23 protein-coding genes and 1 pseudogene are annotated in these 23,543 nt (G+C 61.2%); 4 read left to right on the top strand and 20 right to left on the bottom strand.

Annotated elements, in window-relative coordinates; genetic code table 11:
* Nucleotides 1–84 precede the first annotated feature (84 nt).
* The 3 genes from ACTJKE_RS24915 to ACTJKE_RS24905 are packed head-to-tail and all read right to left on the bottom strand — an operon-like array spanning nt 85 to nt 3,452.
* Nucleotides 85–1,827 carry an adenylate/guanylate cyclase domain-containing protein gene (locus ACTJKE_RS24915; protein WP_440692715.1) on the bottom strand — a complete coding sequence of 581 codons (1,743 nt, stop codon included), beginning with the start codon at nt 1,825–1,827 and terminating at the stop codon, nt 85–87.
* A gap of 33 nt (nt 1,828–1,860) precedes the next feature.
* Nucleotides 1,861–3,114, bottom strand: coding sequence for a tetratricopeptide repeat protein (locus tag ACTJKE_RS24910; protein ID WP_440692713.1), 1,254 nt, complete (start codon nt 3,112–3,114; stop codon nt 1,861–1,863).
* A gap of 2 nt (nt 3,115–3,116) precedes the next feature.
* Entirely contained in the window at nt 3,117–3,452 is a 336-nt protein-coding gene (locus ACTJKE_RS24905) for a hypothetical protein (protein ID WP_440692733.1), read from the bottom strand.
* On the opposite strand from ACTJKE_RS24905, the gene ACTJKE_RS24900 reads away from it, so the two are divergent.
* Complete coding sequence (locus tag ACTJKE_RS24900) at nt 3,338–3,790, top strand: helix-turn-helix domain-containing protein (RefSeq protein ID WP_440692711.1); 453 nt, start codon at nt 3,338–3,340, stop codon at nt 3,788–3,790. The genes ACTJKE_RS24905 and ACTJKE_RS24900 overlap by 115 nt on opposite strands.
* A 354-nt stretch (nt 3,791–4,144) precedes the next feature.
* On the opposite strand, the gene ACTJKE_RS24895 is transcribed toward ACTJKE_RS24900, so the two are convergent.
* The 5 genes and pseudogenes from ACTJKE_RS24895 to ACTJKE_RS24875 form a co-directional block, all read right to left on the bottom strand.
* Entirely contained in the window at nt 4,145–4,618 is a 474-nt protein-coding gene (locus ACTJKE_RS24895) for a GNAT family N-acetyltransferase (protein ID WP_156436865.1), read from the bottom strand.
* Nucleotides 4,619–4,694: 76 nt separating this feature from the next.
* Nucleotides 4,695–4,882: pseudogene (locus ACTJKE_RS24890) on the bottom strand (GNAT family N-acetyltransferase); the annotation flags it as partial.
* Nucleotides 4,883–4,962: 80 nt separating this feature from the next.
* Complete coding sequence (locus ACTJKE_RS24885) at nt 4,963–5,769, bottom strand: pyrroline-5-carboxylate reductase (RefSeq protein ID WP_058327263.1); 807 nt, start codon at nt 5,767–5,769, stop codon at nt 4,963–4,965.
* 116 nt (nt 5,770–5,885) lie between these two features.
* Complete coding sequence (locus tag ACTJKE_RS24880) at nt 5,886–6,710, bottom strand: methyltransferase domain-containing protein (RefSeq protein WP_113514846.1); 825 nt, start codon at nt 6,708–6,710, stop codon at nt 5,886–5,888.
* A 5-nt stretch (nt 6,711–6,715) separates the two neighbouring features.
* Nucleotides 6,716–7,156: a lipocalin-like domain-containing protein gene (locus tag ACTJKE_RS24875; protein ID WP_440692709.1), complete on the bottom strand. Its 441-nt coding sequence runs from the start codon at nt 7,154–7,156 to the stop codon at nt 6,716–6,718.
* Between the two features lie 405 nt (nt 7,157–7,561).
* Here ACTJKE_RS24875 and ACTJKE_RS24870 point away from each other — a divergent pair, with 405 nt between their 5' ends.
* On the top strand, nt 7,562–8,794 hold the full coding sequence (locus ACTJKE_RS24870) for a flavin-containing monooxygenase (RefSeq protein ID WP_058327265.1): 1,233 nt from the start codon (nt 7,562–7,564) through the stop codon (nt 8,792–8,794).
* Between the two features lie 87 nt (nt 8,795–8,881).
* Here the strand turns inward: ACTJKE_RS24870 and ACTJKE_RS24865 are convergent, their stop codons facing one another.
* Entirely contained in the window at nt 8,882–9,373 is a 492-nt protein-coding gene (locus ACTJKE_RS24865) for a hypothetical protein (RefSeq protein WP_440692707.1), read from the bottom strand.
* 318 nt (nt 9,374–9,691) lie between these two features.
* On the opposite strand from ACTJKE_RS24865, the gene ACTJKE_RS24860 reads away from it, so the two are divergent.
* Complete coding sequence (locus tag ACTJKE_RS24860; protein WP_440692705.1) at nt 9,692–10,171, top strand: hypothetical protein; 480 nt, start codon at nt 9,692–9,694, stop codon at nt 10,169–10,171.
* 288 nt (nt 10,172–10,459) lie between these two features.
* Here the strand turns inward: ACTJKE_RS24860 and ACTJKE_RS24855 are convergent, their stop codons facing one another.
* From ACTJKE_RS24855 to ACTJKE_RS24840, 4 genes are all read right to left on the bottom strand, one after another.
* Nucleotides 10,460–10,921, bottom strand: a complete 462-nt coding sequence (locus tag ACTJKE_RS24855; RefSeq protein WP_245296098.1) for a metallophosphoesterase — start codon at nt 10,919–10,921, stop codon at nt 10,460–10,462.
* 624 nt (nt 10,922–11,545) lie between these two features.
* The gene (locus ACTJKE_RS24850) at nt 11,546–12,799 is read right to left on the bottom strand and encodes an MFS transporter (RefSeq protein ID WP_245296099.1); all 1,254 of its coding nucleotides are present in this window, start codon (nt 12,797–12,799) and stop codon (nt 11,546–11,548) included.
* Nucleotides 12,796–13,395, bottom strand: coding sequence for an NADPH-dependent F420 reductase (locus tag ACTJKE_RS24845; protein ID WP_440692703.1), 600 nt, complete (start codon nt 13,393–13,395; stop codon nt 12,796–12,798). The genes ACTJKE_RS24850 and ACTJKE_RS24845 overlap by 4 nt, the downstream gene beginning before the upstream one ends.
* A gap of 25 nt (nt 13,396–13,420) precedes the next feature.
* Nucleotides 13,421–14,173 (bottom strand): 3-oxoacyl-ACP reductase family protein, encoded by a 753-nt coding sequence (locus tag ACTJKE_RS24840; protein ID WP_058327271.1) that lies wholly within the window; start codon nt 14,171–14,173, stop codon nt 13,421–13,423.
* 111 nt (nt 14,174–14,284) lie between these two features.
* On the opposite strand from ACTJKE_RS24840, the gene ACTJKE_RS24835 reads away from it, so the two are divergent.
* Nucleotides 14,285–15,214, top strand: coding sequence for a LysR family transcriptional regulator (locus tag ACTJKE_RS24835; RefSeq protein WP_440692701.1), 930 nt, complete (start codon nt 14,285–14,287; stop codon nt 15,212–15,214).
* A 67-nt stretch (nt 15,215–15,281) separates the two neighbouring features.
* Here ACTJKE_RS24835 and ACTJKE_RS24830 read toward each other — a convergent pair whose 3' ends face one another.
* From ACTJKE_RS24830 to ACTJKE_RS24800, 7 genes are all read right to left on the bottom strand, one after another.
* Nucleotides 15,282–16,490 carry an AAA family ATPase gene (locus ACTJKE_RS24830; protein ID WP_245296100.1) on the bottom strand — a complete coding sequence of 403 codons (1,209 nt, stop codon included), beginning with the start codon at nt 16,488–16,490 and terminating at the stop codon, nt 15,282–15,284.
* A gap of 13 nt (nt 16,491–16,503) precedes the next feature.
* On the bottom strand, nt 16,504–16,899 hold the full coding sequence (locus ACTJKE_RS24825) for a hypothetical protein (RefSeq protein ID WP_440638315.1): 396 nt from the start codon (nt 16,897–16,899) through the stop codon (nt 16,504–16,506).
* Between the two features lie 981 nt (nt 16,900–17,880).
* Nucleotides 17,881–18,666 carry a crotonase/enoyl-CoA hydratase family protein gene (locus ACTJKE_RS24820; protein ID WP_058327274.1) on the bottom strand — a complete coding sequence of 262 codons (786 nt, stop codon included), beginning with the start codon at nt 18,664–18,666 and terminating at the stop codon, nt 17,881–17,883.
* The gene (locus tag ACTJKE_RS24815) at nt 18,663–19,532 is read right to left on the bottom strand and encodes a hydroxymethylglutaryl-CoA lyase (protein WP_440661265.1); all 870 of its coding nucleotides are present in this window, start codon (nt 19,530–19,532) and stop codon (nt 18,663–18,665) included. The genes ACTJKE_RS24820 and ACTJKE_RS24815 overlap by 4 nt, the downstream gene beginning before the upstream one ends.
* Nucleotides 19,529–21,517 carry an acetyl/propionyl/methylcrotonyl-CoA carboxylase subunit alpha gene (locus tag ACTJKE_RS24810; protein WP_440661264.1) on the bottom strand — a complete coding sequence of 663 codons (1,989 nt, stop codon included), beginning with the start codon at nt 21,515–21,517 and terminating at the stop codon, nt 19,529–19,531. The genes ACTJKE_RS24815 and ACTJKE_RS24810 overlap by 4 nt, the downstream gene beginning before the upstream one ends.
* A 15-nt stretch (nt 21,518–21,532) precedes the next feature.
* Entirely contained in the window at nt 21,533–21,916 is a 384-nt protein-coding gene (locus ACTJKE_RS24805) for a RidA family protein (RefSeq protein ID WP_058327277.1), read from the bottom strand.
* A 10-nt stretch (nt 21,917–21,926) separates the two neighbouring features.
* Nucleotides 21,927–23,534 (bottom strand): carboxyl transferase domain-containing protein, encoded by a 1,608-nt coding sequence (locus ACTJKE_RS24800; RefSeq protein ID WP_058327278.1) that lies wholly within the window; start codon nt 23,532–23,534, stop codon nt 21,927–21,929.
* Between the last annotated feature and the right edge of the window lie 9 nt (nt 23,535–23,543).

The raw sequence follows: 23,543 nt of genomic DNA, 5'->3' as shown, positions 1-23,543 counted from the left end.
CCCACGAATCGTGTGCCTCGGGTCTCTTCGTCTCCGCCCGACTCCATTCCTTGGAATTGAGTAGGTCAGCAGGCGAGCCGTCGCTTATTCTGGCAGACCTGCCTTGATATAGCCTTCGATAAAATGCTGACGGTCGGCATCGTTGCGGAACGGCTGCGTCCATCCCCACTGCCGGGCAGAGAAGTTAGGAAACTCCGAGAGGAATTCCCTCCCCACCTTGCGCGCTTCCGCGGTACGCCGCAGTCGCGCAAGGGCGGCGGCGAGATTGCGTTTTGAGCCAGGCCCACCTGCTTGTGGATGACGGAGCGTTTCGACAGCATCCTGATACCGACCAGCGGCATACTGGGCCCAGCCGAGGAACGAGTAGTGGTCGCCTGGAGGATAGGGGTTAAGGCAAAAACTATTCTCGGCGCATTCGACGGCCTCAGTTGCGCGCCCCTCGAACACCCGGAGATCGGCAAGGTAGGCCCACCCCGCAGAGTGATTGGGATTGAGCCGAAGCCCCCGCTCGAACTCGGCCACTCCCGCTTCGAACTCGCCCTCATAGGCACGCAAGTAGCCAAGAACGATATGCGCGTCGGCGTTTTCCGGATCGATCTCAACGGCTTTCTCGGCGGCAGCACGTGCGGCAGCGCGATGCTCGTCGATAGGCTCGCCATAATATAGCGCATCGAAATGGTGGCTCATTGCGAGCCAGGCGTGCGCCCCCGCAAAGCCTGGATCGATTTCGATGGCCCTGGCCAGGAGCGGGCGAGCCGCCCTCGTTTCCCGCAGCGATTGCGTCGCGAGCGCGCGCCCCCGAACGAACAAGTCGTAGGCCTCGAGATCGGTCACCCTGCGCTTCGGAAGAGGTTTTGCCGACGGCAGGGCGTGGGTAAGAGCGTTGATCACCTTGCCGACGACTTCGTCCTGCAGGGCGAAGATATCCGCGAGGTCGCGATCCAGGCGTTCGGCCCAAAGACAGCTTGCACTGGAGGCGTCAATGAGTTGAGCGTTGATACGCACCCGTGCTGCCGCCCTCCGCACGCTTCCCTCGATGAGATAGCGAACCCCCAACTCCCTGGCGATAATGCGCAAGTCCATCGACCGATCCCTGTAGGCAAAACTCGAATGACGGGCGATTACCAGGAGGCCATCGACTTTGGAAAGATCGGTGATGAGGTCTTCCGCGAGGCCTTCGGCGAAATACTCTTGCTCAGCATCGTTGCTCAGGGTCGAAAACGGCAGTACGGCGATCGAAGCCACCTGCGGGAGCGCCGGCACGGCGTCCGGCTCGCCATCCTCCCGTCCGCCGGTAGGTCCCCAGTCCACACGGAAGACCCGAATGGGGCGGGCAATGTTCTTCAGCAGACATTCACCCTGATCAACGAAGTGCATCGGCAGCTTGCGATTGACGTGCTCGTGAACGCTGTGACTTATAAGCACGCCGCCTGGCTCGGCCAAGGCCTCCAGCCGGGCGGCGACATTGACCCCGTCTCCGAACACGTCCTCCTGATCAGCCAGGACGTCCTCGAGGTTGATACCCATGCGGAAAACCAGTCGGCGATCCTGGTCAACATCCTTGCTCCGCTCGGCTGTCGCTCGCTGGAGATCGACGGCGCAGCGCACCGCTTCGATGGCGCTCGCGAATTCCGCCAGGAACCCGTCCCCTGCCGTCTTGAAGATGCGCCCCCGGTGTGTTTCGACCGCTGGCCGGGCGACATCGCGCAGCAGTCCTTGCAGCCGCGCGTGGGTGTCCTCCTCGTCACGCTCCATCAAGCGGCTGTAGCCCGCGACATCAGCCGCAAGGATGACTGCCAGCTTCCTTTGGGGTGCGGCAGAAACCATAGTTCGTTTGTCGTCGTCCGGCATTGGAGGAGGTTACGCTGCACAAGTTCTGCCTTCAACAGAGATCACGGTTTGGGTGGCGATCAATTGGGGGCCAGAGCGACATCGTCTCCTGTGGTCGAAAAAATGGCCTCCGTCAGCCCGTTGCTGACGGAGCTGAGCTTCCAATCGGTCGGCGAGAGCCAAGTAGCGCGGGTGGTCCCGCAGGGGATCGAGGTCGCTGTCGTTTTTCATCCAGCCCGTGACCAACGCGACATACGTCTGCGATCCGGACGCCTGCCGTTCAAGGCAGTCGATGGCCTCCTCAGGCCTGCTTAGCTTCGCATAGCAACAAGCGAGGTTATAAAGCACCCTGAGATCGTCACCGGCGAGTGCAGCGGCACGGTCCGCCCACGACGTTCCACGCTCCGTCTCGCCCAAATCCGCCAGCAAGCAGCCCCCATAGCAGAGAAGATTCGGCTCGTCGGGATGCCGGGCGATCTCTCCCTCCATCAGTCTGAGGCATTCCCGCGCCGCCTCTATGGCTTCTTCATGGTGTCCAAGCGACACATGGACCGCCCGCAGCATGTCCCACGCCCGGTATTCATCCGGCTTCAACGCGATCGTTCGCTCGTAGAAACCTTGCGCCCTTTCGAACTGGCCGACCGCGTGACAGTTGCGCCCGTAAAAGAAGTTTGCCTCGAAGCACGTCGGGTCGAGAGCGAGAGCACGCTCGAATTCGGCCTCCGCCTCACCGTGAAGGGCCCTGGCGAACATCGCGATGCCGCGCGATGTATGGGCATCGCAGAGACCCGGATCAAGCTCCAATGCCCGGTCGGCGTTGGCGATAACGTTTTCATAGGTTGCGGTCGGATCATTGGCGAGCAGGAGGTAGGAATCACAATCGGCCAATCCCGCATAGGCCCGCGCATAGTGCGGATCGAGCTCGATCGCCTTGGCGAACAGATGCCGGGCTTCCTGTATGTTCCTGGCCTCGTGTCCACGGTTGAAGAACGACCGTCCCATCAGAAAGGCTTGATATGCCTCCGGATTGTCGGTTCCACGCTTGGTGATGGCCACAAGCTCCTTCGCCAGGAGTCGCACCAAGAGCGCGTCGACAATGTTCTTCGAGATTTCGTCCTGCAGCGCGAAGATATCCTCAAGGTCGCTGTCGTACCGCTCCGCCCACACGTGCCGACCATCCGCTCCATTGATGAGCTGAGCCGCGATGCGCACGCTGTTTCCGGCTCTGCGCACGCTACCTTCCAGCACATAGCCGACGCCGAGCTCCCGTCCCACCTGCTTCACGTCTACCCGCGCCCCTTGTAAACGAAGCTCGAATTCCGGGCGACGACGCTGAGCGCTGACACTTTCGAGAGGTCTGTGATGATGTCTTCAGTGATGCCGTCGCTGAAGTATTCCTGCTCCGGGTCGCCGCTCATGTTGGTGAACGGCAGGACTGCGATCGACGCGCCTTCGCCATTCGTGGCGGTTGCCGCCGAAGCGGGCCAGCTACGGGGCGTGTCGCGCCATGGATGTCCGAGACGCGCCATATAGACCCGTATCGGCCGCTCGAGGTTCTTCACGCTATGTTCACCGAAATCCTCGAAGTCGACAGCCAACTCACTGCCGATGTGCTCGCGCACGATGCCGGAGATCGCGACGCCGCCTTTCCGGCCTTCCCGAACGCTCCTTCATCCGGCGCTTCACCAAGGCCGCAGGCATGACTCCCCTCGACTATGTGCACGCGCTGCGTCTCGAGGAGGCCAAGCAGATGCTGGAGACCACCGATCTGCCGATCGACGCCGTCACCAACGACGTTGGCTACGAGGATGCGAGCTTCTTCGGCCGTCTGTTCCGCCGTGAGACCAGCCTGACACCTGGGCAGTATCGCCTACGATTTGGCTCCTTGCGCAGAACGCTGCAGGACAAAAACGGAGACATGCGTCGGAGCGGTTCCACGTGCCCGTCGCCTCATCTTTGAGATACGTCTTGCTGCATTCCTCGATCCAACACGCCGCAGTCTCCATGTCCATGTGCCATTCCAGGTGGCGATCGTCAGTTGACGGGATGACGCATCCGCGGCTGTGCGAACGCTGTCGGTTCGGCTGGCCCCCTGTCGCCTGGGTGCGGATTTGGCGCATACTGGCCACGGAAGCAATATGCTGCGGGGGCGCACTGTGGATCGGAAGCTGGCTGCCATCCTTTCGGCTCATGTTGTCGGTTTCAGCCGCCTGACGGCGCTGGACGAAGAGGGTACGATTCGGGTGACGAGTGCCGCGAGAAGATCGCGATCCGGTTTTGCGACTGACTTCACGCCAAACGGATATACAGCAGGCTATCTGATGACCATTTCCATGTACCGCGTAGCCTCTTCCAAGCCCGTCGGTGCTGGTTCGAACGGTTCGCACTCCAGGAAGCCGAACCTGCGGTAGAGAGCGATGGCATCCGTCATGAAGGAAATGGTCACGAGACGCACTCTTCGGAATTCCGACCGGCCGATAGCATCAAGCGCGGTTGCAAGGAGCCTGCTTCCTGCGCCTTCCCCCCTTGCCTCCGGACGCACGAAGAGCTTGACGATCTCCGCAACATCTCCGTGACCCGCATGGCCGACGCAACCTAAGGCGACAGACCCCGCCCGTGCGAGATACATGCCAGTCCTCGGCAACGTGCACTTTTCTAACAAGCTCGCGGCATCGTCAGAATAGTAGGCAGAAATCACGTCTCCCGACGGAAGACCGCGCGCATCGCATTGTTCAACGTCCCATTGGCCCATATCCGCGATCAGCGCGAGCTTCACAGAAGTCAGCAAGCGTCCGAGCCTTTATGACGACAACCATGGCACACCAACGGATGTTAGGTCAGAGATGTTAGGGGCTGGGGGCACCCCTGATATAATAAGGACCGACGACCGAGCCATTCTCTTCGGCTACAAATCTTTACCGAGCCAATAGTTGAGCGCTGCATCCCTACTCAAATTGCGGTCAAGTGCGTAGGTCTCTCCCACCCTTATGACGGGGCCAATGATCCGCCAAATGGCATTTTGATCCAGATCGGACGCTCGTCGGATTTCCATCCCGCAAATATAACGGTGAATGAATACTTCTGGCAACGCCCTGGCGGCAGCACGTGGCCGCATAGCGTCTAAAGGGGACTTCAAGAGAGTTTGCTTTCTACAGGACGGATGCGAGTAAGAACTCTACCAAGAGCCTTTTGCAGCGCCGCGGTCCCACCGAAACCGCGGAAGTCCTCGAGTACCTGTTCGTTCAAGCCGCCCTTGGTCGAATGATCGCCGACGAGTTCGTCAAAGCTCGTGTCGGGTCTTGAACGGACGGCATGGTCGAGGCCTGAAAACAACTGACGGAGGTAGGCGTCGCCAGCGGCCCTCGGAAGACCTTGGCTCTCCAGCCAGGTCGACGTCGCGTCTAGGATGCCGAAATAGGTGCCCATCATGGAGCCCGCCACCGCGAGAAGATCGAACTCACATTTGTTTTCAACTTGGACCGCCGTTCCGAGCGCCGAGAAGACGGCATTTGAAACCTCGTCGGGCGGGTGGATCGCGGTCGCGCCCTGGAGATCGGCGACGAACGGAAGCGGAATAGCCTGGCTCAGCCGAACTGGCTGATCGATCCACGCCAGCAGTCGATCGAGTGGCGTGGCCGCGACAAAGCTGATGACATGGTGGCTCGGCCGAAATCGGAGCGCGCGGACAACCTCCTCGGCAATCTGCGGCCTCACTGCCAAGAATACGAGATCGGATCGGTCGAGAACGTCCTGGTTGCCCAAAGCGATCGACACGTTCTGGTTCGCCGCTGCGAGGCGGGTGGCGACGCTTTCGCTACGAGGTGACAGCACGATCGGGGTGTCGCGAAACCCGGTCTTGCCAAGCCCGGTGACGACGGCCGCCGTGATCGTGCCCGTCCCGACGAACCCGATTGTCATCCGCTTCGGATCGATCTCCATTGGCACCCCCTATGCACCTGCTTGCGCCCCGTGATCTCGACGAGGGAACCGCACAGTCGAACTTACTTCGTCGTGCGTGGCTCGCGAATGTTTCGTTTGGCATTTCGATATTCACGTCAAACTGCGTGTGCGACGTAGGCGTAGTAGACAGACGAGCCGAAAAACACCCCTTGGGCGCTCGTGTCGAGGATTTCGCCGACCCACGCCGTTGTTTCGGCTTCGCTCAGAATGCCGGCCTTCGGTGCCAACTTCGCGAAGGACTCAACGGCGCTCTTCCAATAGTCGGCGGTGCCGACTTCGGTGACGATCGTCGGCATGACAGCGTCCACGGCAAATCCGGCGTCCTTGAGCAACCGTGGCATCTGGCGAAGGATGCGCGGGTTGGTCACCAGTGATGCGATGATCGCGTCATCCATTCGCCTCGATCGCTCCGTGTCGGCGAGCTCAAACGTCAACGACGCGAAGTCTCCGTCGAAGATGGCGACGACTCCGTCGGGACGCAGCACCCGGCGCATCTCCACGAGGACTTTGGCGGGATCATCAAGATGGCTGAACAGCGTGTGGGCAATGACGGCGTCGAACGAGGCGGCCCCGAGTCCAAGCGCATGCGAGTCGCCACACGCGAAGCGCACGCGCCCGCCCAGCTTCTCGGAGTCGGCGAAACGGCGGGCCGCCCGGACGAGATAGTCGCTGCGGTCGATTCCGAGAACCGTTCCTTCAAACTCTGGGCGAGCCGCGATGGCCCGCGCCGCTATACCCGTGCCGCAACCGAGGTCGAGCACGGTCGACCTGCGGTCAATCTCCATGCGATCGAGATAGTCGGAGAGCGGCTTGGCGAAATAGGGATGATGTCCGCGCACTTCCAGCCGGGCGATCATGACCTCGAGAGTGGCCTCGTCGAGTTTGTCTGTAATCCGGAATGGGTCGAGCGCTGCGGGCATCGTGGTCACGGCTCCGAAGCCGCTCGCATCTTTTGAAACTCCACTCGGGAAACCACTTCCTCGCCGGTCAAAGGGTCTATGCCCGGTGCGTCGCTGATCACTAACCTGTCGCCGCTGATCGGCCGGATCAGGTCGGATAGCCCCCAAGCCGGATTCCAGCTTGCGTCAACGTGATGGATGACCCTGCCGTTTTCGACGGTATACGAGCCGCTATAGGCCAGCATGGAATCGAACAGGGCGACCTTTTCATCGCCCGTGGACCTGGGCCCCTTCGGTACCGGCCGCCCACGACGGACGACCAATGCCATCACGCGGCCGTCCGCTTGATAAGAGAGAAATCCCGTAGGCTCCGGACCCATGGCGTCGGTTACCTCGCCGGAGGCAACGACTTTCCGTGTCCATGAGAGCATTCGCCAGGTTCCGAGCAATGCGGATGCATTTGGCATGCTGTCCCCCCTCCAAACGGCCCCCGCAGGATCACCCACAATACCATGGGCGTGGGCGTACACACCACCGAGAAGAGTATACCGTGCCTTTTTCCTGCCGAGGGCGCAGCCCGTAACGAGCATGGGATAGCAGCGCGCTTTTCCTGCATTCATTCGTTGAGATTGGGGATGCTGCTGGTCTGCGGGCGCAGAAACGAATGACGCCTTTCTCGTTAGGGTTGATCGAACTTCCGTGTTACCGTCGTATCCTCGCTGCGCGTCCGTTGGCCATCAAAGCATATCAAGGAGAAGGCAGATGGCGGCGGGAACACACCGCCAGCAGGTCTGCCTCAGGTCTGACTGGACGTTGATCCGAGGCCGTCGCGCTTCGATTCCTATGATGCCGTCTTGTTGAGAGGATGTGTCATGGCGGGGATACTTGACGTGGTTGTCGTAGGAGCGGGCTCGGCCGGGCTTGGGGTCAGCTATTTCCTCAAGCAGCAAGGTCGCGATCATCAGGTGCTTGAACGGGGCCGCATCGGAGAAACGTGGCGGACCCAACGCTGGGATTCCTTCCGTCTGAACTCGCCGAACATCCGCTCGCTGCTGCCCGGTGATGCCCCTGACGTTCCTGATCCTTGGGGTGCCAGCACGCAGCATCAATTCGTCGCCTATCTCGAGAGCTATGTCGAGCGGCATCGTTTGCCGGTGATAACTGGCGCTCCGGTAGGAGAACTGTCCACGGATGACGGACTCTTTCTCGTGACGACGCCACCCGGTGTACTTCGGGCCCGCAACGTCGTAATCGCGAGCGGTAGCCTGAACTGTCCGAAACGTCCGCCTGCGTCGGCGGACCTGCCGGCAGCGCTTCGCCAGCTCGATTCGTCGGCCTATCGCAGTGCCGCCGAGCTGGAACATGGTGCTGTTCTGGTAGTCGGCAGCGGTCAATCGGGCGGCCAGATTGCCGAGGACCTGGCACTCGCGGGACGCTCGGTCTTTCTGGCGACGAGCCGAGTCGGCCGTCTGGTCCGCTATTATCGCGGCGGCGACATCTTCAATTGGATGACCCTGTCCGGCTATTTCGACGTACCGCGCAGGGAAATCGTCCTGCCTTCGGGGAAGCTGCCGCCGCGAGGCTTGCTTGGTGCCACCCACACCATCAGCCTGCAATCGCTGAGCGCCCAGGGGGTCGTGTTGCTCGGCCGCTTCCTGGGCATGAGGAATGGCAGCCTGGTATTCGGCGACAACCTGGATGAGCACATGCGCTTTGCTGACGAGAGCTCAGCCAACGTCAAGCGCGTTATTGACGCTTACATCGGGCGCGCCGGGCTGAACGCGCCGCCAGCCGAGGATGACCCTGCCGAGGTGATCGCCCCACGCCTCGCCGATCCACCGATCCGCTCAATCGAATTGGCGACGAGCGGCATAGCGTCGGTAATCTGGTGCACAGGCTTCAGAGGCAATTTCCGGTGGATCAAAATCCCGCGTACCATCGACGACGACGGCCAGCCTGTTCACGAGGACGGGATCGGATTCGTTCCCGGACTGTATTTTTCGGGCCTCGATTTTGCCTCGACACGGAAATCGGGAATTATACCGGGGATTGCTGAGGAAGCAGCACGTCTGGTGAACCATCTCGCCGGGAGATCGGCTAGTTAAATTCGATTGGTTAACACCTGCATGGGCAGCGCTGTTACAGGGCACGTGTGAAGGGGTGGCCCCTCTTCGGAACGCCGTGTTCGAGTTTCAGCACTCCGGCGGGACCGACTGAACCTCTCTCAAATAGCGCTCGATGGGTGCGAGCCCCTCAATGCCAGGCATATTTCTCACGGCCTCGTCCGGCCCGCAAAACGGGTAAGGCAGGCTAGTAATCCAGCTCATAATCCTGTCGAGCTCTTTTGCCGGAAGGATTTCCATCTCATCGCTGGTGATGATCAGCTTTTCGACCAGGCACCGCGCGTCGGACGAGAAATACCAGTCATAGCGGCCGCTCCCCACCCGGATCGCACCGTTGTTCTTGGCCGACATGCCGACCAGCCAATGGCAGGGAAAGTGCCGTCGATTGGCCTCCGTTGGCCGCGCCAGGCAGAAGCTATAGACATTCTCGCAGTCATTCGCGAAGCGACGACTGAGGATTTCTTCGATCGCGGCCAGTCCATTGGCCGAACTTGGAAAGGAAATGGCCTCGGTCTTCACGACCATTTCTAGCTGGACATCGTCAGCAAAGACGCGGCGCATCAGGAACGGACGGTTCCCGTCCTTGGCACAAAAATAGGTGCTGACGGCTTCATAGGGACTTGGCATGGGTCTCTCTCCCTGTTCCAAATCTAGTCCCATTACTTGCTTCCCGCCAGAGCGCCTGGGTTCGTCGATTGCGCCATATGCTTGAGACGGGTCGCCTGCATATAGGTTCATCAAACGAGGCGCTCAACTGTGCAAGGAGAAAGCGGCAATGGAGCAAGTGCCGCAAACGCTGATTTTATATTAGTAGAATTAGATATTATAAAATAGATTAAGATGCCTTTCGGTAGGCCGTTACGGGCGTTCGAGAAAAATATGCTAACCCGTCAACAAATGCTTGAAGGTATGCGCTTAGCTTCCGGCAAGCGCATTGCGCTTTGTATAGTAATCACACTTGTGAACACCAATTTTTTTCTCAATGCAGAGCCGCGGGCTGGCTCTTCTGTGCTAACCGCTAAGCTGAGATTGGTTTGTGGTCGATCAGATGTCGTCTGGAACTACATTGTAAGTGTAATGGGTGAAAAGAAAGCTATCGTGAACAACAGCGGAAGTGGCAAGCAGGGCGAAACGATCCGTCACCTCTTGCTGTACCGCGACAAAAGCTGGGTCCTTATTTACGACTTTTTTCGACGGGGGCGTCCAAGTGAGGAAGATCAGGCCTGCATCGTTGCCAGCGGCACCCAAGAAACCGCCTACGAAGCGACCGACCTCCTCGTCGATAGCCTTCCTCAAGATTGGATGGGTGAGAGGGTAAAAGACGTTCCTCCTCCGCAGCTTGATCGAATACCTCACTAAGATGGAACACTCGTCCGATGTCGCTTCAACTTTGTGGCACTTGCTCCATAATGCCGGGAGAAAGCAACGGACTGGTCCCCCGAGTCCAGACGTACATGGCGACGGTCACTTGAAGAGCCGGGAGCATGATCAAGGTGGCCTAGACCTCGACGACAAGCCGCGGGTCGAAGGCAGTCCCCTCTCCAGGATATCCGCGCGGGTTGGCGATCACCCTGCTCTCACTGACTCGGTAATCGACTTTATTATGGACGTGACCATGCACCCACAATGCAGGCTGCCCTTCGACGATCAGGTCCTCCAGATCGGAGGCGTAGCAGGCAGATTGGAACTCCGGTGGAATTGATCTGGACGACGGAAGTCGTTCATCCCACTCTGGGCGGCCGCCATCGCGAGTTCAGGATCGCCCCCGTTGAGGCGGAAGTCGGTCCACAGGGTTGCCCCAACAAACCTGACGTCTCCGATATCCACGGCCTCGTTTTCGAGAAAGTGGATGCGAGGATGGCGATTACGGAGCAACCGCGCTTCGCGGATGCTCTCCTGCACGGAGGCTCCATAGTATTCATGGTTCCCTGCCGTCAACACGACAGGCATCGAGGAAGTGATGTTGGCTGCCAACCATTCGATGCTCGGGACGATGCCGCGGGTCAAAAGATCGCCGGCGCAGACCAGGACATCGGCGTCAGGAGGCGGCCGCTGAACGAAGGGTTGGCCGAACTCCAGATGCAAATCGGAAATGATCCAGAGTCTCACGCTTCGGTACCTTTCTGAGGTCGAAGCGTCGTCTGAACGTGATCCGACCCCGAAAGCCGGACGACTCCTGCGATTTCACGACACGTCTGCTGGTTTTGATCTCTTAATGCCATTCCTGACCTCGATACGATAACTGCCGCCTCCGCTTGCGCGGTTGAACGTCAAAGAACTCGTATCGGAAACAGGACAGCCTTGATCATGGCGAGAACATTTAGAGAACGCACATTCTCCCGTCAAGAGGGTTCTGGGGTGTCGAGTGGCTAGCCCGATTGTTTTTGTTCGGATGCGACCTGTCAGCGCTTACCGGATGGCTGCCCGGAGCTCAAGGTGCGTTCGACCAAGTAAGAGGAGATCGCGATGGCTCCGCCATCATACCGCAAGCCCCAACGAAAGGCGGTAAGGGAACCCTCGCTGGGCCGTGCCTTGGACGAGATAGGGTTCAAACCGCTCGGCCGTCGGATAAAGATTAAGCAGGGCGTCGATCAGGTGAAGCTCCGCCTGCACTTGATTGCAAACGTCTCAGGAGAGCGAGGGTCCTGAGGATGAGGACTCTGCTCACCTGCGAGGGCAGAGTCCTGACTGTTGGCCGTCGCGTCTCGACGGATCGTGGGGAGGCGCGGCGCTCTATCGTTTTCCGGTAGGCGCGCCGACTAGAAGGGCGGTCAGCAAGGCGGCCACGCCTCCTATCACCAGCGCGCTTGCGACTCCAAAATGATCGACAGCCAGACCTCCAACCAGCGCGCCCGCTCCAATGGCAAGCTGCGCAGTCGAAACAAACAGCGCGGCCACGCTTTCAAGCTTGTCAGGGGCGGAGGTAAACATAAAGGTCTGCATGGCGATCGGAAGCATCCCGAAGCCGAAGCCCCAGGTGAGCGTCCAGATCGTAGCGGCCAGCGCGCTATCTCCAGTTATCGTGAGGCCAAACGTGGACAAACTGATCAACGCAGCAGTCCCCGACAGAGAGAGTCGCAAGTTCCTACCTACCGCCCAGCCGCCGAATAGATTTCCGATGAAGCCTGCAATACCGTATCCGAGAAGCAGCGCGCTGAGCACGGCCGCGTCGATATGCGAGACCTGATTGAGAAAGGGTGTGATGTAGGTGTAGCCGGCGAATTGCCCGATGAATATCAGGACAGCGGCAAGCAGGCCCACTTGCGTCTTTCTGTTTCGAAGAACCGCAGGGATTTGAGCAAGGCCGGATGACTGCTGTGGCTTGATCGAGGGCAAGAGCAACAGGAGCGCAGCAACGACGAAAATGGCGACTCCAGACGCCAGCCCGAATGAAAGACGCCATCCGAGCAGATTCCCGACGAGTGCGCCCGCCGGCACCCCGGCGACCGTTCCCAGCGACACACCGGAATAGATCAGAGACGTCGCACGTCCGCCCTCCGCTCCGGGTCGAAGGCGCGGACCAAGTGATCCCCCGATCGTCCAGAAGCCACCGACCCCGATCCCCAACAGAACTCGGCCAAACATCAGCGCCTGGAAACTGGTCGCCATTGCAACAATTGCATTTGACAGCACGAGCAGACCCAAAAGAAAGACCAGAACGTGCTTGCGGTCGAACCGACCCGCAAGGCCTATGGTGAGAGGGGCGGCGATGGCGGCGAGGACGCCCGGCGTCGTGACCATCAGGCCAGCCTGCCCCTCGCTGATTCCAATCTCTGCTGCAATCTGCGGAAGCAGCCCCACGGGGAGGAATTCCGTGGTGACGAGAGCGAATGCGCCAATCCCGACGGTGGCAACGGCAGGCCAGGACGCAAGTGGCGCATGCGCGCGAGTCTGCGCATAGCTCGGTGAAACGGGCATATCCATTTGAAGGTCCTTATCAGTGAGAACCTCGGCCGGAGGCATGAGCTTCCGGCCGAGGTTCGTCATCCAAATTTCACGAGGTTGAGTGCAGGGAGCGGACCGCCTGGGAACTGCACGAGCTTTCCACCGACCGAGATCGGACCGAGATCGATCCCCGCGAAGCCCAGCTTGGCGATCAGTGCGCCAACTTCGGCCTTCGACCTCGCGTCATCTCCCGAGTAAAAGAGGACGCGGCTCCCACCCTCAGCACGCGGATCGCCAGAGAGCAGATGCGGAGGAAGATGGTTGAACGCCTTTACGACACGAGCGCCTGGCACCAGGTCGGCGAAGACTTCGGTCGACAGTCGCCCATTGAGTTCCGCTGGCTGGAAGAGCGGACGCTCGATCGGGTTGTTGGCGTCGATGACGATGCGCCCGGCCCAATCAGAAAGACCCGCCAATGCCTTTGGCAACTTCGACCACGGCACGGCGACCAGCACGAGATCGGCCTTGGCCGCTTCCTCGATGGTGCCTGCCGTGATGTGTGGTTTCAGTTCGCGTGCAAAGTCCCGAAGCGTGTCTGGACCGCGGCTGTTTGCGATCGTTGCGGCGATACCGTTTCGAGCAAGCGCGCGGGCGAACGCGGAGCCGATCTCCCCGGCTCCAATGATACCGATAGACATTGGTGGTCTCCAGGTTGATTGCTGATCAGGCGGTGAAGCCGCCGTCGGCGACGATGTCAGCGCCGGTTACGAAGGCGGCCTCCGGGCTGGCGAGATAAGCCACGACACTGGCGACCTCGTAGTCCTTTCCGTAGCGGCCGATCGCCATGCCGGGGCCGACGATCTTCGAGACGGGACCTCCATCCGGATTCATGTCGGTGTCGGTCGGGCCGGGGTGCACGGTGTTCACGGTGATGCCTTTGGGACCGAGGTCTCGCACGAGGCTGCGGTTGAAGCCGGCGACAGCTCCCTTCGTCAGCGTGTAGAGAGAGGCTGTCGGAAAGGCTGCATAGCGTACCATCGACGAACCGATATGGATGATCCGGCCGCCCGAGTTCATACGACGTGCAGCTTCCTGCGTGCCGACGAACACACCAGTCACGTTGACCGCGATCATGCGCTCGTAGTCTTCGAACTTGATGTCTTCGATCGGACCACCAAGTGCGATGCCGGCATTGTTGACGAGGATGTCGAGGGAGCCGAAGGTCTCCTCCGTCTTGGCCACTGCGGCCCGTACGGATTCAGGATTCCCGGAGTCGGCATGGATGGCGATGGCACGACCGCCTGCGTTTTCGATTTCCTTCACGACTGCGGCTGCCTTTTCCGGCGAGGCGCTGTAGGTAATGGCGACTGCGGCTCCATCTGCCGCGAGGCGCTTTGCGATGGCTGCGCCGATAGAACGGGAGCCGCCCGTGACGAGAGCGGTCTTGCCGGACAGTTTCTGAGAGATGTTGGTCATTGCGATCACTCCATTGCTTGGTTTCGATGGAGTGAATATCGCCCTCTTATTCCCCTATGATTAGAGACAATTGACTGTTATTAATTTCAAGCAATCATTGAAAGACGCCTCATGGAAACATTGGCAAATCTGGAGTCCTTCGTTCGCAGCGCGGAGCTTGGCAGCTTCTCTTCCGCAGCCCGCAGGCTAGGATTGACGCCAGCGGCGGTCAGCAGGAACGTCGCCGCTCTGGAATCCAATCTGAAGCTTCGGCTCTTCCAGCGCAGCACACGGAGTTTGGCACTTACGGAGGCGGGCGAGCGCTTCCTCCATTCGGTCCGTGATCACCTGGAGAGCCTTCAAGGTGCGATTGCCGAGGCTTCCAATGAACAGACCGAACCGGCAGGCGTGCTGAGACTCAGCATGAGTCCCACATTTGGAATTGAGTACATTCTCCCCAAACTGCCCGAGTTCATGAGCCGATACCCGCTGATCAGGCCGGAATGGATGTTCGAGAATCGGCAGGTTGACCTGATCGCCGAGGGATACGACGCGGCGATCGGTGGCGGATTCGAGCTGACACCGGGCATCATCGCAAAAACCCTTGCCTCGGCCCACATCATCGCGGTTGCCTCGCCGTCATACATGCAGGACCGGGTTCCGCCTCACGACCCATCCGGCCTGACTGAGCTTGATGGGATCGTCATGCGTTCATTGCGGACAGGTCGAATTCGACAATGGCAGATGCGAAACGTCGCAGGTGAAGAGCAGTCGGCGGCGCTGAAGGAAAGGATCGTCGTCAACGACCCGGCCGCAATGCGATCGGCTGCGGTTCTGGGGCTTGGCGTCGCCATGATCGCGAAACCGGACGCATTGCCCTACCTGGAGAACGGTGAACTCGTCCGGTTAACACCTGCATGGTACGCGGACGCTGGTCCGATTTCGATTTACTATGCGAGCCGGACCTTGCTGCCCACCAAAACCAGAGTGTTTATTGATTTCATCGGCGAGGTCTTCCAACGTGAAAGGTGGCCCGAACGGTTCGCAGGCACATTGGGCTAATGGCCCGTAGCTGGATAAGCGGCTCCGCCCCTCTGTCGAGCGAGGAGCGGAGCCTGACCGCTAGCCGTCACGTCCTGACGGATGCGGATTGGGTACTCATGCCCTTCGCGCCCAGGAGCGCCCGAACTTCGTCGCCGTTAACGTGACCCTTGTCGACCAGCGTCTCGGCAAGATGGTCGAGTTCCTGACGACGCTCCGAAAGAAGCGACACCCCGCGGTCTAACTGGGTCTTCAGCCTGACATCGACGAGACCGCGCAGTTTCGGGTCGCGATCCCGAAGGCATTCGAGGGGACGGTCCCCCTTGCCAAGTTCGACAGACAGCACCTCACCGAACCCGAAGTGACGCTCCAGCTTCGTGGCGATATCGCTTGCCAGCACCAGGTCCGACGACGGCGCTCCGCCTGCCCCGTCTGCGTGGCAGCCATAGACCACCGTTTCGGCCGCGATGCCGCCCAAGAGCATCGCGATCCTGTCGTCGTAGTAGCTTGCCGTCTTCACCCGACCGACCTCGGGTTCAAAAACGGTCATGCCAACCGACTGAGCGCCAACCCCGATCGCCGCATCCCGATCGATGTGAACATGCTTGAGCACGTCGCTTGCGAGGAGGACCGCGACGATGGCATGGCCAGCTTCGTGGATTGCCGTGTTCCGCAGTTCACTTGCGCTCAGGACGTAGCGCTTGGGCATCACCTCGAGGAGGAGGTCTTCCGACAAGGCAATCTTCCGCCGCCTCGAAAGCCGCCTGGCATCGCGAGCAAGTTTCTCGATGTCAGCTCCTGACCATCCCCTGGTCGCCGGGACGAAACGGGCGAGATCGCCGTCGAACACCTGTTCGCGCAGATGGTGCCGCAGGATCGCGACACGGGCGGCCGCATCAGGCAATGGGATTTCGATCAGCGTCTCGAGTCTTCCCGGCCGAAGCAGGGCGCGGTCGATGACAGAGGGATTGTTGGTGGCACCCACGACGACGACGCCTTCACGGCCCTCCGCAGGGTCAAGGCATTCAAGCAGGCCGTTGATCACTTGACGCCGATAGTCCCTTGCATGGTCGTCGTCCCCCTCCCGGTCGCCAAAGCTGTCGAACTCGTCGACGAACAAGATGCAAGGCGACTGCTTCATCGCTTGCGCGAAGGCGGCGCGCATTGCCTTCAAGTAGTCGCCCAGATGACCGGCCGCCTGCCAACGGGCGGCGGAGGCGACCACCAGTTCAACCTCGCAGGAGTCAGCGAGGGCTTGGGCATACGTCGTCTTTCCGCAGCCGGGCGGACCATGCAACAGCGCTCCTCGGTCACACGCCCTTCAGCGTGCTGGTCTGGTGAGCGATCCATTTCCGTTCGTCCTGGATGGCCAATGGGATGATATCGAAGAAGCTGGCCTGCTTCTGCTTGGTCCAGATGCCGAGCATCGGAGTGTGGCTAACGGAGGCGACGACGCCGTGCCAGTCGGTAGCCTCATATTCGAGCTTGATTGGATACGAGCTGATCCTGACGACGTCGGGGTTCGTCTCGAAGTGGATCAGAGCATCCCGCATAAGCGTAGAGCGCGCCCTGATCGACTTCTGGGGGGCCTTCCGGGTAGGAAAGCTAACCGGGATTTCCTGACGTTTCTGGCTTTTGGCCACCTTGACGAGGGGAACGTGGTCATCCCCGAAACCGAAGAACTTCATGAGTTCGCGTTCGTTCATTTCATATCTCCAGGCATAGCTCCGCCGACGCTGATCTTCGCGACCCGCGGTGCTGGTTTCAGATTGGGGAAATGCCTCAGATGTCGGCGGACTGGTCGTCTTCGAACAGGTGTCCCTGCCATTCGCTGTGGCAACGATCGATCCGTGGAGACTGTGCCGCCTTCCCTACCCGACCTTCTGGTTTCCGATAATCGAGGTCTGCGATTTCCTCGACGGCGACAAATATCCGGCCGAGGCGGAAGATTGCCGTTCGCGCCCGGCTGCACCCGGCATATTCAGGCGCGGGGTTAGCGCAGTTGACCGTCATGGAAGATGTCACGGGGGTGGCATCTGCCAGGGAACGAAGGTGTGGAGGTGGAAGGAGTGACCGCGCGCCGACATCTATAATTCGGCTGTGAGGTACAGCATAGGAAGGCGGGAAGCGGATACTCATGGATTGCCTCGAGTCAGCGTTTTCCATTCAGACGAATGTCATGCCGGCCGTTCCCTGGGGTTCGGTATGAGGTCTTTCATTGATACCTGACGCTCTCGCGATGTCGGCCCTTCGCAGGAAGGAAGTCTCAACAACCGCGAAGACTGAATGCGCGAACGCGATTTCCGCCTAATACATGACTTCATTTGCGCTGCTTAGAGCGTCGAGAAAATGAAGAACTCGCATGCGAGAGTGACGTCTTGGATTTCTGGAGCGATGCCATCTCTGTGGCCAAAGATATTGAACGACGTCGAAGAAAGAAGGACTTGAGTCAACCGCCACGGCCCTGCGTGCCAATGAATTTCAAGGAGTTGACGGAGCATTAGACTTGTGCCGACCGCCCATTTTGCCGTAGCATCACAAGTTTGTGAGTTGACGGGTTTTCTTGAAGATCATGTCTCAAGTCCGCTCTTTGGAACCGCCTCGGGTCATCCGTGGCGGTCTTTTTTTGCCCAAAGAGTTCAGACGTTGATGGCGGCCAGTTCAGACGTTCATGGCGCGCTACAGCCCTATTGCCGCCAGGATGGCTCGCGCTTGTCAAAGAAAGCGCCAACGCCTTCGCGAGCCTCGTCGGACTCCCAGCAATCAGCAAGCTGCTCGATGGTCGCGGCAATGGTGTCCCCGGTGATCGGTGGCCCAAGCGAACGGGCCAACCGTTTGGCCCGCCCGGTCGCCTCGGGCGCCACTGCCAGATAAGGTTCGATCTCCGTTTCGACCGCTCCGTCCAGTGCGTCGGCCGCAGCAACGACCGTGGCCAGCCCCAGGGCTTTCGCCTCATCGGCACCGAACAGGCGGGCGGACATGAACAACGGCCGCGCCTTGCCCTCGCCGATGCGGGCGACGACATAGGGGCTGATGGTGGCCGGGATTAGGCCGAGGCGCGTCTCTGTCAAACCAAATTTGGCGTCGGCCGAAGCGACGGCCGCATCGCAGATGCTCATCAGGCCGACGCCGCCGCCGAAGGCGTTGCCGTGCAGGCGACCGATCACCGGCTTGGCGATCTCGTTCAGCGCCTTGAACATCATCGCCAGACGCGTCGCTTCGGCGATGCGGATCGCCCGATCGGCATCGAACTGCTCACGCATCCAGCCGAGATCGCCGCCGGCGCAGAAGCTGCGGCCCTCGGCTTCCAGTATGACGGCCCGGACCGAGCGATCGTCCGAAAGCGAATGAGCGGCTTCGGTCAGTTCGCCGATCATCTTGGCCGAAAGCGCATTGTGCTTCTGCGGTTGCGCCAAAGTCAGCCGCGCGACGCCGCGTGCGTCGGTCACGATCCGGATCGTTTCGAGGGTCATGATCTTGTCCTCAAGGTGCGCGCGAAAGCGGCCGCCTGTTCGAGCTTCGCCGTGTCGAGGCTCGTCGAGAACCCCTTGCCGGTGACGAAGGCGTTGACGGCGAGCGTGTCGACATTGCCCGCCGCTCCAGGCGCATAGGGGCAGCCACCGAGACCGCCGGCCGAGGCATCGAAGACCCGCAAACCGCGGTCGAGCGCCACGGCGATATTGTCAATCGCGCGGCCGGACGTATCGTGGAAATGTCCGGCAAGCCTCTTGGACCGAATGCGCTCCAGCACTGCAGCCAGCATCGCGTCCACCGCCTCCGGTGTGCCGCGACCGATCGTGTCGCCGAGACTGATCTCATAGCAGCCGAGTTCATCGAGCAGGCCGGCAACATCGGCGGCACTGGCCGGCGCAATCGCACCTTCATAGGGGCATTCGACCACGCAACTGACGTAGCCCCGCAGCAAAAGCCCGCGCTCACGGCAGGCGTCGGCTATCGGGCGAAACCGATCGATGCTTTCGGCGATCGAACAATTGATATTCTTCTGCGAGAAGGTTTCGGAAGCCGAGGCGAAGATCGCCACCTCGTCGGCACCCGCGTCAAGTGCTGCCTCGAGCCCGCGCATATTGGGCGTCAGCACGGCATAGCGCGTACCGGGTCGTCTGATAATGCCGGCCATCACCTCGGCGGCATCGGCCATCTGCGGCACCCATTTCGGGCTGACGAAGCTCGTCACCTCGATCCGCTCATAGCCACAGTCGGATAGCAGATCGACGAGGCGGATCTTGTCGGCAGTCGCAACGAGACGGCTTTCATTCTGCAGCCCGTCACGTGGCGCCATTTCGACGATCGTCACGTGCTCAGGCACCGCTCCGCTCATTCCGCGCTCCCCGCCTGGAGCATCACCAGCACGGCGCCGGCGCTCACCTGCTCGCCTTCACTGACCAGTACGCTCTCGACCACGCCGGCACGCGAGGCCGACAGCGTAAGCTCCATCTTCATTGCTTCCATGACGGCGAGCGCCTGCCCCTTTTCGACCGTATCACCGGGGCGGACCCGGACGAGCTTGACGATGCCGGGCATCGGCGCCGACACCTCGTCGTCGGCCACCTCGCTGGAATGACCGGTGCCAAGCGCGTCGGGCAGGCGCAGGACGTAAGTGTCACCGTTGAGGAACAGGGTGATCTGCTCGCCTTCGCGCAGGAAGCGGAACTCATGCTGCGCTCCGGAGATCTCGGCGCGGGCGCCATCGGTAAACCGGTCGAGGATCACCACAGGCAGAGCCGCCGTTCCGGTGTGGACCGCAAACTGGTCGCGGCCGCGGGCGGCGAGCGTCACAATCGCCCGTCCGCCTGTGTGCTCGATCGTGACGTTCCTGCTGGCGTCGCCCCAGATCTGCCAATGGCCGAGTGACGACCACGGATCGGCAGATCCATCCGGCAGCAGGGCGCCGGTGGAGACGATCGCCGCCAGCGCCAGCGCCGCATCGCTTGGCGCCTTCGTTGCCGTGAGCTGATCGATGGAACGGTCGATGAGGCCGGTATCGGGATGCCCGGCGCGAAAATCCGGCTCGGCGGCAAGACGCGCAAGAAAATCGAGATTGGTAACCGTGCCGCCGATGCGGCAAGCCTTCAATGCGCTTTCGAGCTTTACCAACGCTGCCGATCGGTTCGGGCCATGAACGATCAGCTTGGCGATCAGCGGATCATAGAATGGCGTGATCCGGTCGCCCTGCCGCACACCGGCATCGACACGCACGCCATCTTCCGGAAAGCTCAGCGTCGTCAGCCGCCCGGTCGCCGGCAGGAAGCCGCGTGACGGGTCCTCCGCGTAGATGCGAGCTTCGAACGCCCAACCGTCGATGCCGATCTCGCTCTGGCGTTTGGGCAGCGCTTCGCCGGCGGCGGCGCGCAACTGCCACTCGACGAGATCGATACCGGTGATCGCCTCTGTCACCGGATGCTCCACCTGCAACCGGGTATTCATCTCCATGAAATAGAACTGGTCCGGCCAGAGTCCGTCCGTCACGTCAGCGATGAATTCGACTGTGCCGGCGCCGACATAGCCGATCGCCTGCGCTGCCCGAACCGCAGCATCGCCCATGGCGCGCCGCACTTCCGCGGTCATGCCGGGGGCCGGCGCTTCCTCGATCACCTTCTGGTGGCGGCGCTGCAGCGAACAGTCGCGCTCGAAGAGGTGCAGAATGTTGCCGTGCCGGTCGCCGAAGACCTGGACTTCGATATGCCGGGGTTTCGTCAGGTATTTCTCGATCAGCACCGAACCATCGCCGAAGGCGGCTTCCGCCTCGCGCCGCGCGGCCTCGAGTGCGGCTGGAAACTCGGCGGCACTGTCGACGCGACGCATGCCCTTGCCGCCGCCGCCGGCACGCGCCTTGATCAGTACCGGATAGCCGACATTCGCTGCTTCCTCCGCGAGGAAGTCGGCATCCTGCCGCTCGCCGTGGTAACCGGGAACGACCGGCACGCCGGACTGCTCCATCAACGCCTTGGCGGCATCCTTCAGACCCATGGCGCGGATCGCCCGCGCGGATGGCCCGACAAAGGTGATACCGGCCGCCTCGACGGCGTCGGCGAAATCGGCATTCTCCGAGAGAAAGCCGTAGCCCGGATGGATCGCATCCGCACCGACCGCGCGTGCGGCAGCGATGATGCGCTCGGCCGACAGATAGCTTTCGAGTGCCGGCGGCAGGCCGATGCGGATCGCTTCGTCGGCAAGTGCCACGTGCAGCGCGCCGACATCGGCATCGGAATAGACGGCGACCGTGCGAATGCCGAGACGCTTGGCGGTGCGCATCACCCGACAGGCGATCTCACCGCGATTGGCAATCAGGAGTTTGGAAAACATCGGCATCCTCGGCCCCTATCGCGCAGCGATCACATCGATTTCGAGCAGCCAGCCGGCGTCGAAAATGCCGGCGATCGCCACGGTCATGGCGGGTGCGAGCGGACCCAGATACTCCTGACGCGCCGCGCGGTTGGCCATGGTGTACTGGCGGTCGGCAAGATAGACCGTCACCTTGACAATATCGGACTTCGTCATTCCCGCCGCCGTCAGCTGGGCGTCGATGTTCGCCCAGACCTGGCGCGCCTGCGCCTCGAAACCCTCCGGCAATGCGTCTTCGACCGTCAGCGGCACCTGGCCGCTGACAAAGAGCAGGCGCTCGAAATCTTCAAGGCGCACGGCCTGCGAATAGCCGCCGCGCGGTTGAGGTGCATTCTTGGCGTTGATGTTCTCGCGCTTCATCAGCTCATCCCTACATCCTGAAGAGGCCGAAGCGCGTGTCTTCGATCGGCGCGTTGAGCGCTGCCGAAAGCGACAGGCCCAGCACATCGCGCGTCTTGCGCGGATCGACGACACCGTCGTCCCAAAGTCTTGCCGAGGCATAGAGCGGATGGCTCTGGCGCTCGAAGAGATCGAGGATCGGCTGGCGGAAACGCGCCTCCTCCTCTTCGCTCCAGGGCGTGCCCGCCCGCTTCAGCGCCTCGCTGCGCACCGTCGTCAACACACCGGCCGCCTGTTCGCCGCCCATGACAGAGATACGGCTGTTCGGCCAGGTCCAGAGGAAGCGCGGCGAGAAGGCGCGGCCGCACATGCCGTAATTGCCCGCGCCGAAGGAGCCGCCGACGAGCATGGTCACCTTCGGGACCCGCGCCGTCGCCACCGCCGTCACCAGCTTGGCGCCGTGCTTGGCGATGCCTTCCGTCTCGTACTTCCGCCCGACCATGAAGCCGGTGATGTTCTGCAGGAACACGAGCGGGATCTTGCGCTGGGCGCAGAGCTCGACGAAATGCGCGCCCTTCAGTGCGGATTCCGAGAACAGCACGCCGTTGTTGGCGATGAGGCCGACCGGGATGCCATGGACATGGGCGAAGCCGCAGACGAGCGTCGTGCCGTAGCGCGCCTTGAACTCGTCGAAACGGGAGCCGTCGACGATGCGTGCGATGACCTCGCGGATATCGTAAGGCGTGCGCAGATCGGAAGGCACGATGCCGGCAATTTCGTGCGGATCGTAGAGCGGCGGTTCAGATGCCGCGAGTTCGACCGACAGCGGCTTGTGCCGGTTGAGCGCGGCGACAGCCCGACGCGCCAGCGCCAGCGCGTGGGCGTCGTCCCGCGCCAAGTGATCGGCCACGCCGGAAAGGCGGGTATGCACATCGGCGCCGCCGAGATCCTCCGCGGAGACCACCTCGCCGGTCGCCGCCCTGACGAGCGGCGGGCCGGCGAGAAAGATCGTACCCTGGCCCTCGACGATGATCGTTTCGTCGGACATCGCCGGCACGTAGGCGCCGCCGGCCGTGCACGATCCCATCACCACAGCGATCTGCGGAATGCCGGCAGCCGACATGTTGGCCTGGTTGTAGAAGATCCGGCCGAAGTGATCCCTGTCCGGGAAAACCTCGTCCTGGTTCGGCAGATTGGCGCCGCCGGAATCGACGAGATAGATGCAAGGCAGACGATTTTCCGCGGCGATCTCCTGCGCGCGCAGGTGCTTCTTCACCGTCAGTGGATAGTAGGTACCGCCTTTGACCGTCGGATCGTTGCAGACGATCATGCATTCGCGGCCCGACACCCGGCCGATGCCCGTGATCAGTCCGGCCGCCGGCGCATCGCCATTGTACATGCCGTGCGCCGCCGTCATGCCGACTTCGAGAAACGGCGTTGCGGGATCGATGAGATTGGCCACCCGGTCGCGCGGCAGAAGCTTGCCGCGACTGACATGGCGCTCGCGCGCGGTTTCGCCGCCGCCGCCGGCCGCAAGCTTCACAGCCTCCTCGACCGTCACGATCGCCTCGGCCATGGCCGCCTGATTGGCCCTGAACGTTTCGGAGGACGGTGAGATGTGAGATTTCAGAACGGTCATGAGGTCCTC

It is taken from the genome of Ensifer sp. 22521, assembly GCF_052044795.1.
Classification (GTDB): domain Bacteria; phylum Pseudomonadota; class Alphaproteobacteria; order Rhizobiales; family Rhizobiaceae; genus Ensifer.
Note: the sequence above shows the minus strand (reverse complement) of the source record. Positions and strands in the feature narration are given on the sequence as shown.

Bases quoted from the DNA above. Each gene is read 5' to 3' on its own strand.
- ACTJKE_RS24915 (WP_440692715.1), bottom strand. From the start codon at position 1,827: ATGGTTTCTGCCGCACCCCAAAGGAAGCTGGCAGTCATCCTTGCGGCT.
- ACTJKE_RS24900 (WP_440692711.1), top strand. From the start codon at position 3,338: ATGGATGTCCGAGACGCGCCATATAGACCCGTATCGGCCGCTCGAGGT.
- ACTJKE_RS24885 (WP_058327263.1), bottom strand. From the start codon at position 5,769: ATGGAGATCGATCCGAAGCGGATGACAATCGGGTTCGTCGGGACGGGC.
- ACTJKE_RS24880 (WP_113514846.1), bottom strand. From the start codon at position 6,710: ATGCCCGCAGCGCTCGACCCATTCCGGATTACAGACAAACTCGACGAG.
- ACTJKE_RS24875 (WP_440692709.1), bottom strand. From the start codon at position 7,156: ATGCCAAATGCATCCGCATTGCTCGGAACCTGGCGAATGCTCTCATGG.
- ACTJKE_RS24870 (WP_058327265.1), top strand. From the start codon at position 7,562: ATGGCGGGGATACTTGACGTGGTTGTCGTAGGAGCGGGCTCGGCCGGG.
- ACTJKE_RS24865 (WP_440692707.1), bottom strand. From the start codon at position 9,373: ATGCGCCGCGTCTTTGCTGACGATGTCCAGCTAGAAATGGTCGTGAAG.
- ACTJKE_RS24860 (WP_440692705.1), top strand. From the start codon at position 9,692: ATGCTAACCCGTCAACAAATGCTTGAAGGTATGCGCTTAGCTTCCGGC.
- ACTJKE_RS24850 (WP_245296099.1), bottom strand. From the start codon at position 12,799: ATGACGAACCTCGGCCGGAAGCTCATGCCTCCGGCCGAGGTTCTCACT.
- ACTJKE_RS24845 (WP_440692703.1), bottom strand. From the start codon at position 13,395: ATGTCTATCGGTATCATTGGAGCCGGGGAGATCGGCTCCGCGTTCGCC.
- ACTJKE_RS24840 (WP_058327271.1), bottom strand. From the start codon at position 14,173: ATGACCAACATCTCTCAGAAACTGTCCGGCAAGACCGCTCTCGTCACG.
- ACTJKE_RS24835 (WP_440692701.1), top strand. From the start codon at position 14,285: ATGGAAACATTGGCAAATCTGGAGTCCTTCGTTCGCAGCGCGGAGCTT.
- ACTJKE_RS24825 (WP_440638315.1), bottom strand. From the start codon at position 16,899: ATGAACGAACGCGAACTCATGAAGTTCTTCGGTTTCGGGGATGACCAC.
- ACTJKE_RS24820 (WP_058327274.1), bottom strand. From the start codon at position 18,666: ATGACCCTCGAAACGATCCGGATCGTGACCGACGCACGCGGCGTCGCG.
- ACTJKE_RS24815 (WP_440661265.1), bottom strand. From the start codon at position 19,532: ATGAGCGGAGCGGTGCCTGAGCACGTGACGATCGTCGAAATGGCGCCA.
- ACTJKE_RS24810 (WP_440661264.1), bottom strand. From the start codon at position 21,517: ATGTTTTCCAAACTCCTGATTGCCAATCGCGGTGAGATCGCCTGTCGG.
- ACTJKE_RS24805 (WP_058327277.1), bottom strand. From the start codon at position 21,916: ATGAAGCGCGAGAACATCAACGCCAAGAATGCACCTCAACCGCGCGGC.
- ACTJKE_RS24800 (WP_058327278.1), bottom strand. From the start codon at position 23,534: ATGACCGTTCTGAAATCTCACATCTCACCGTCCTCCGAAACGTTCAGG.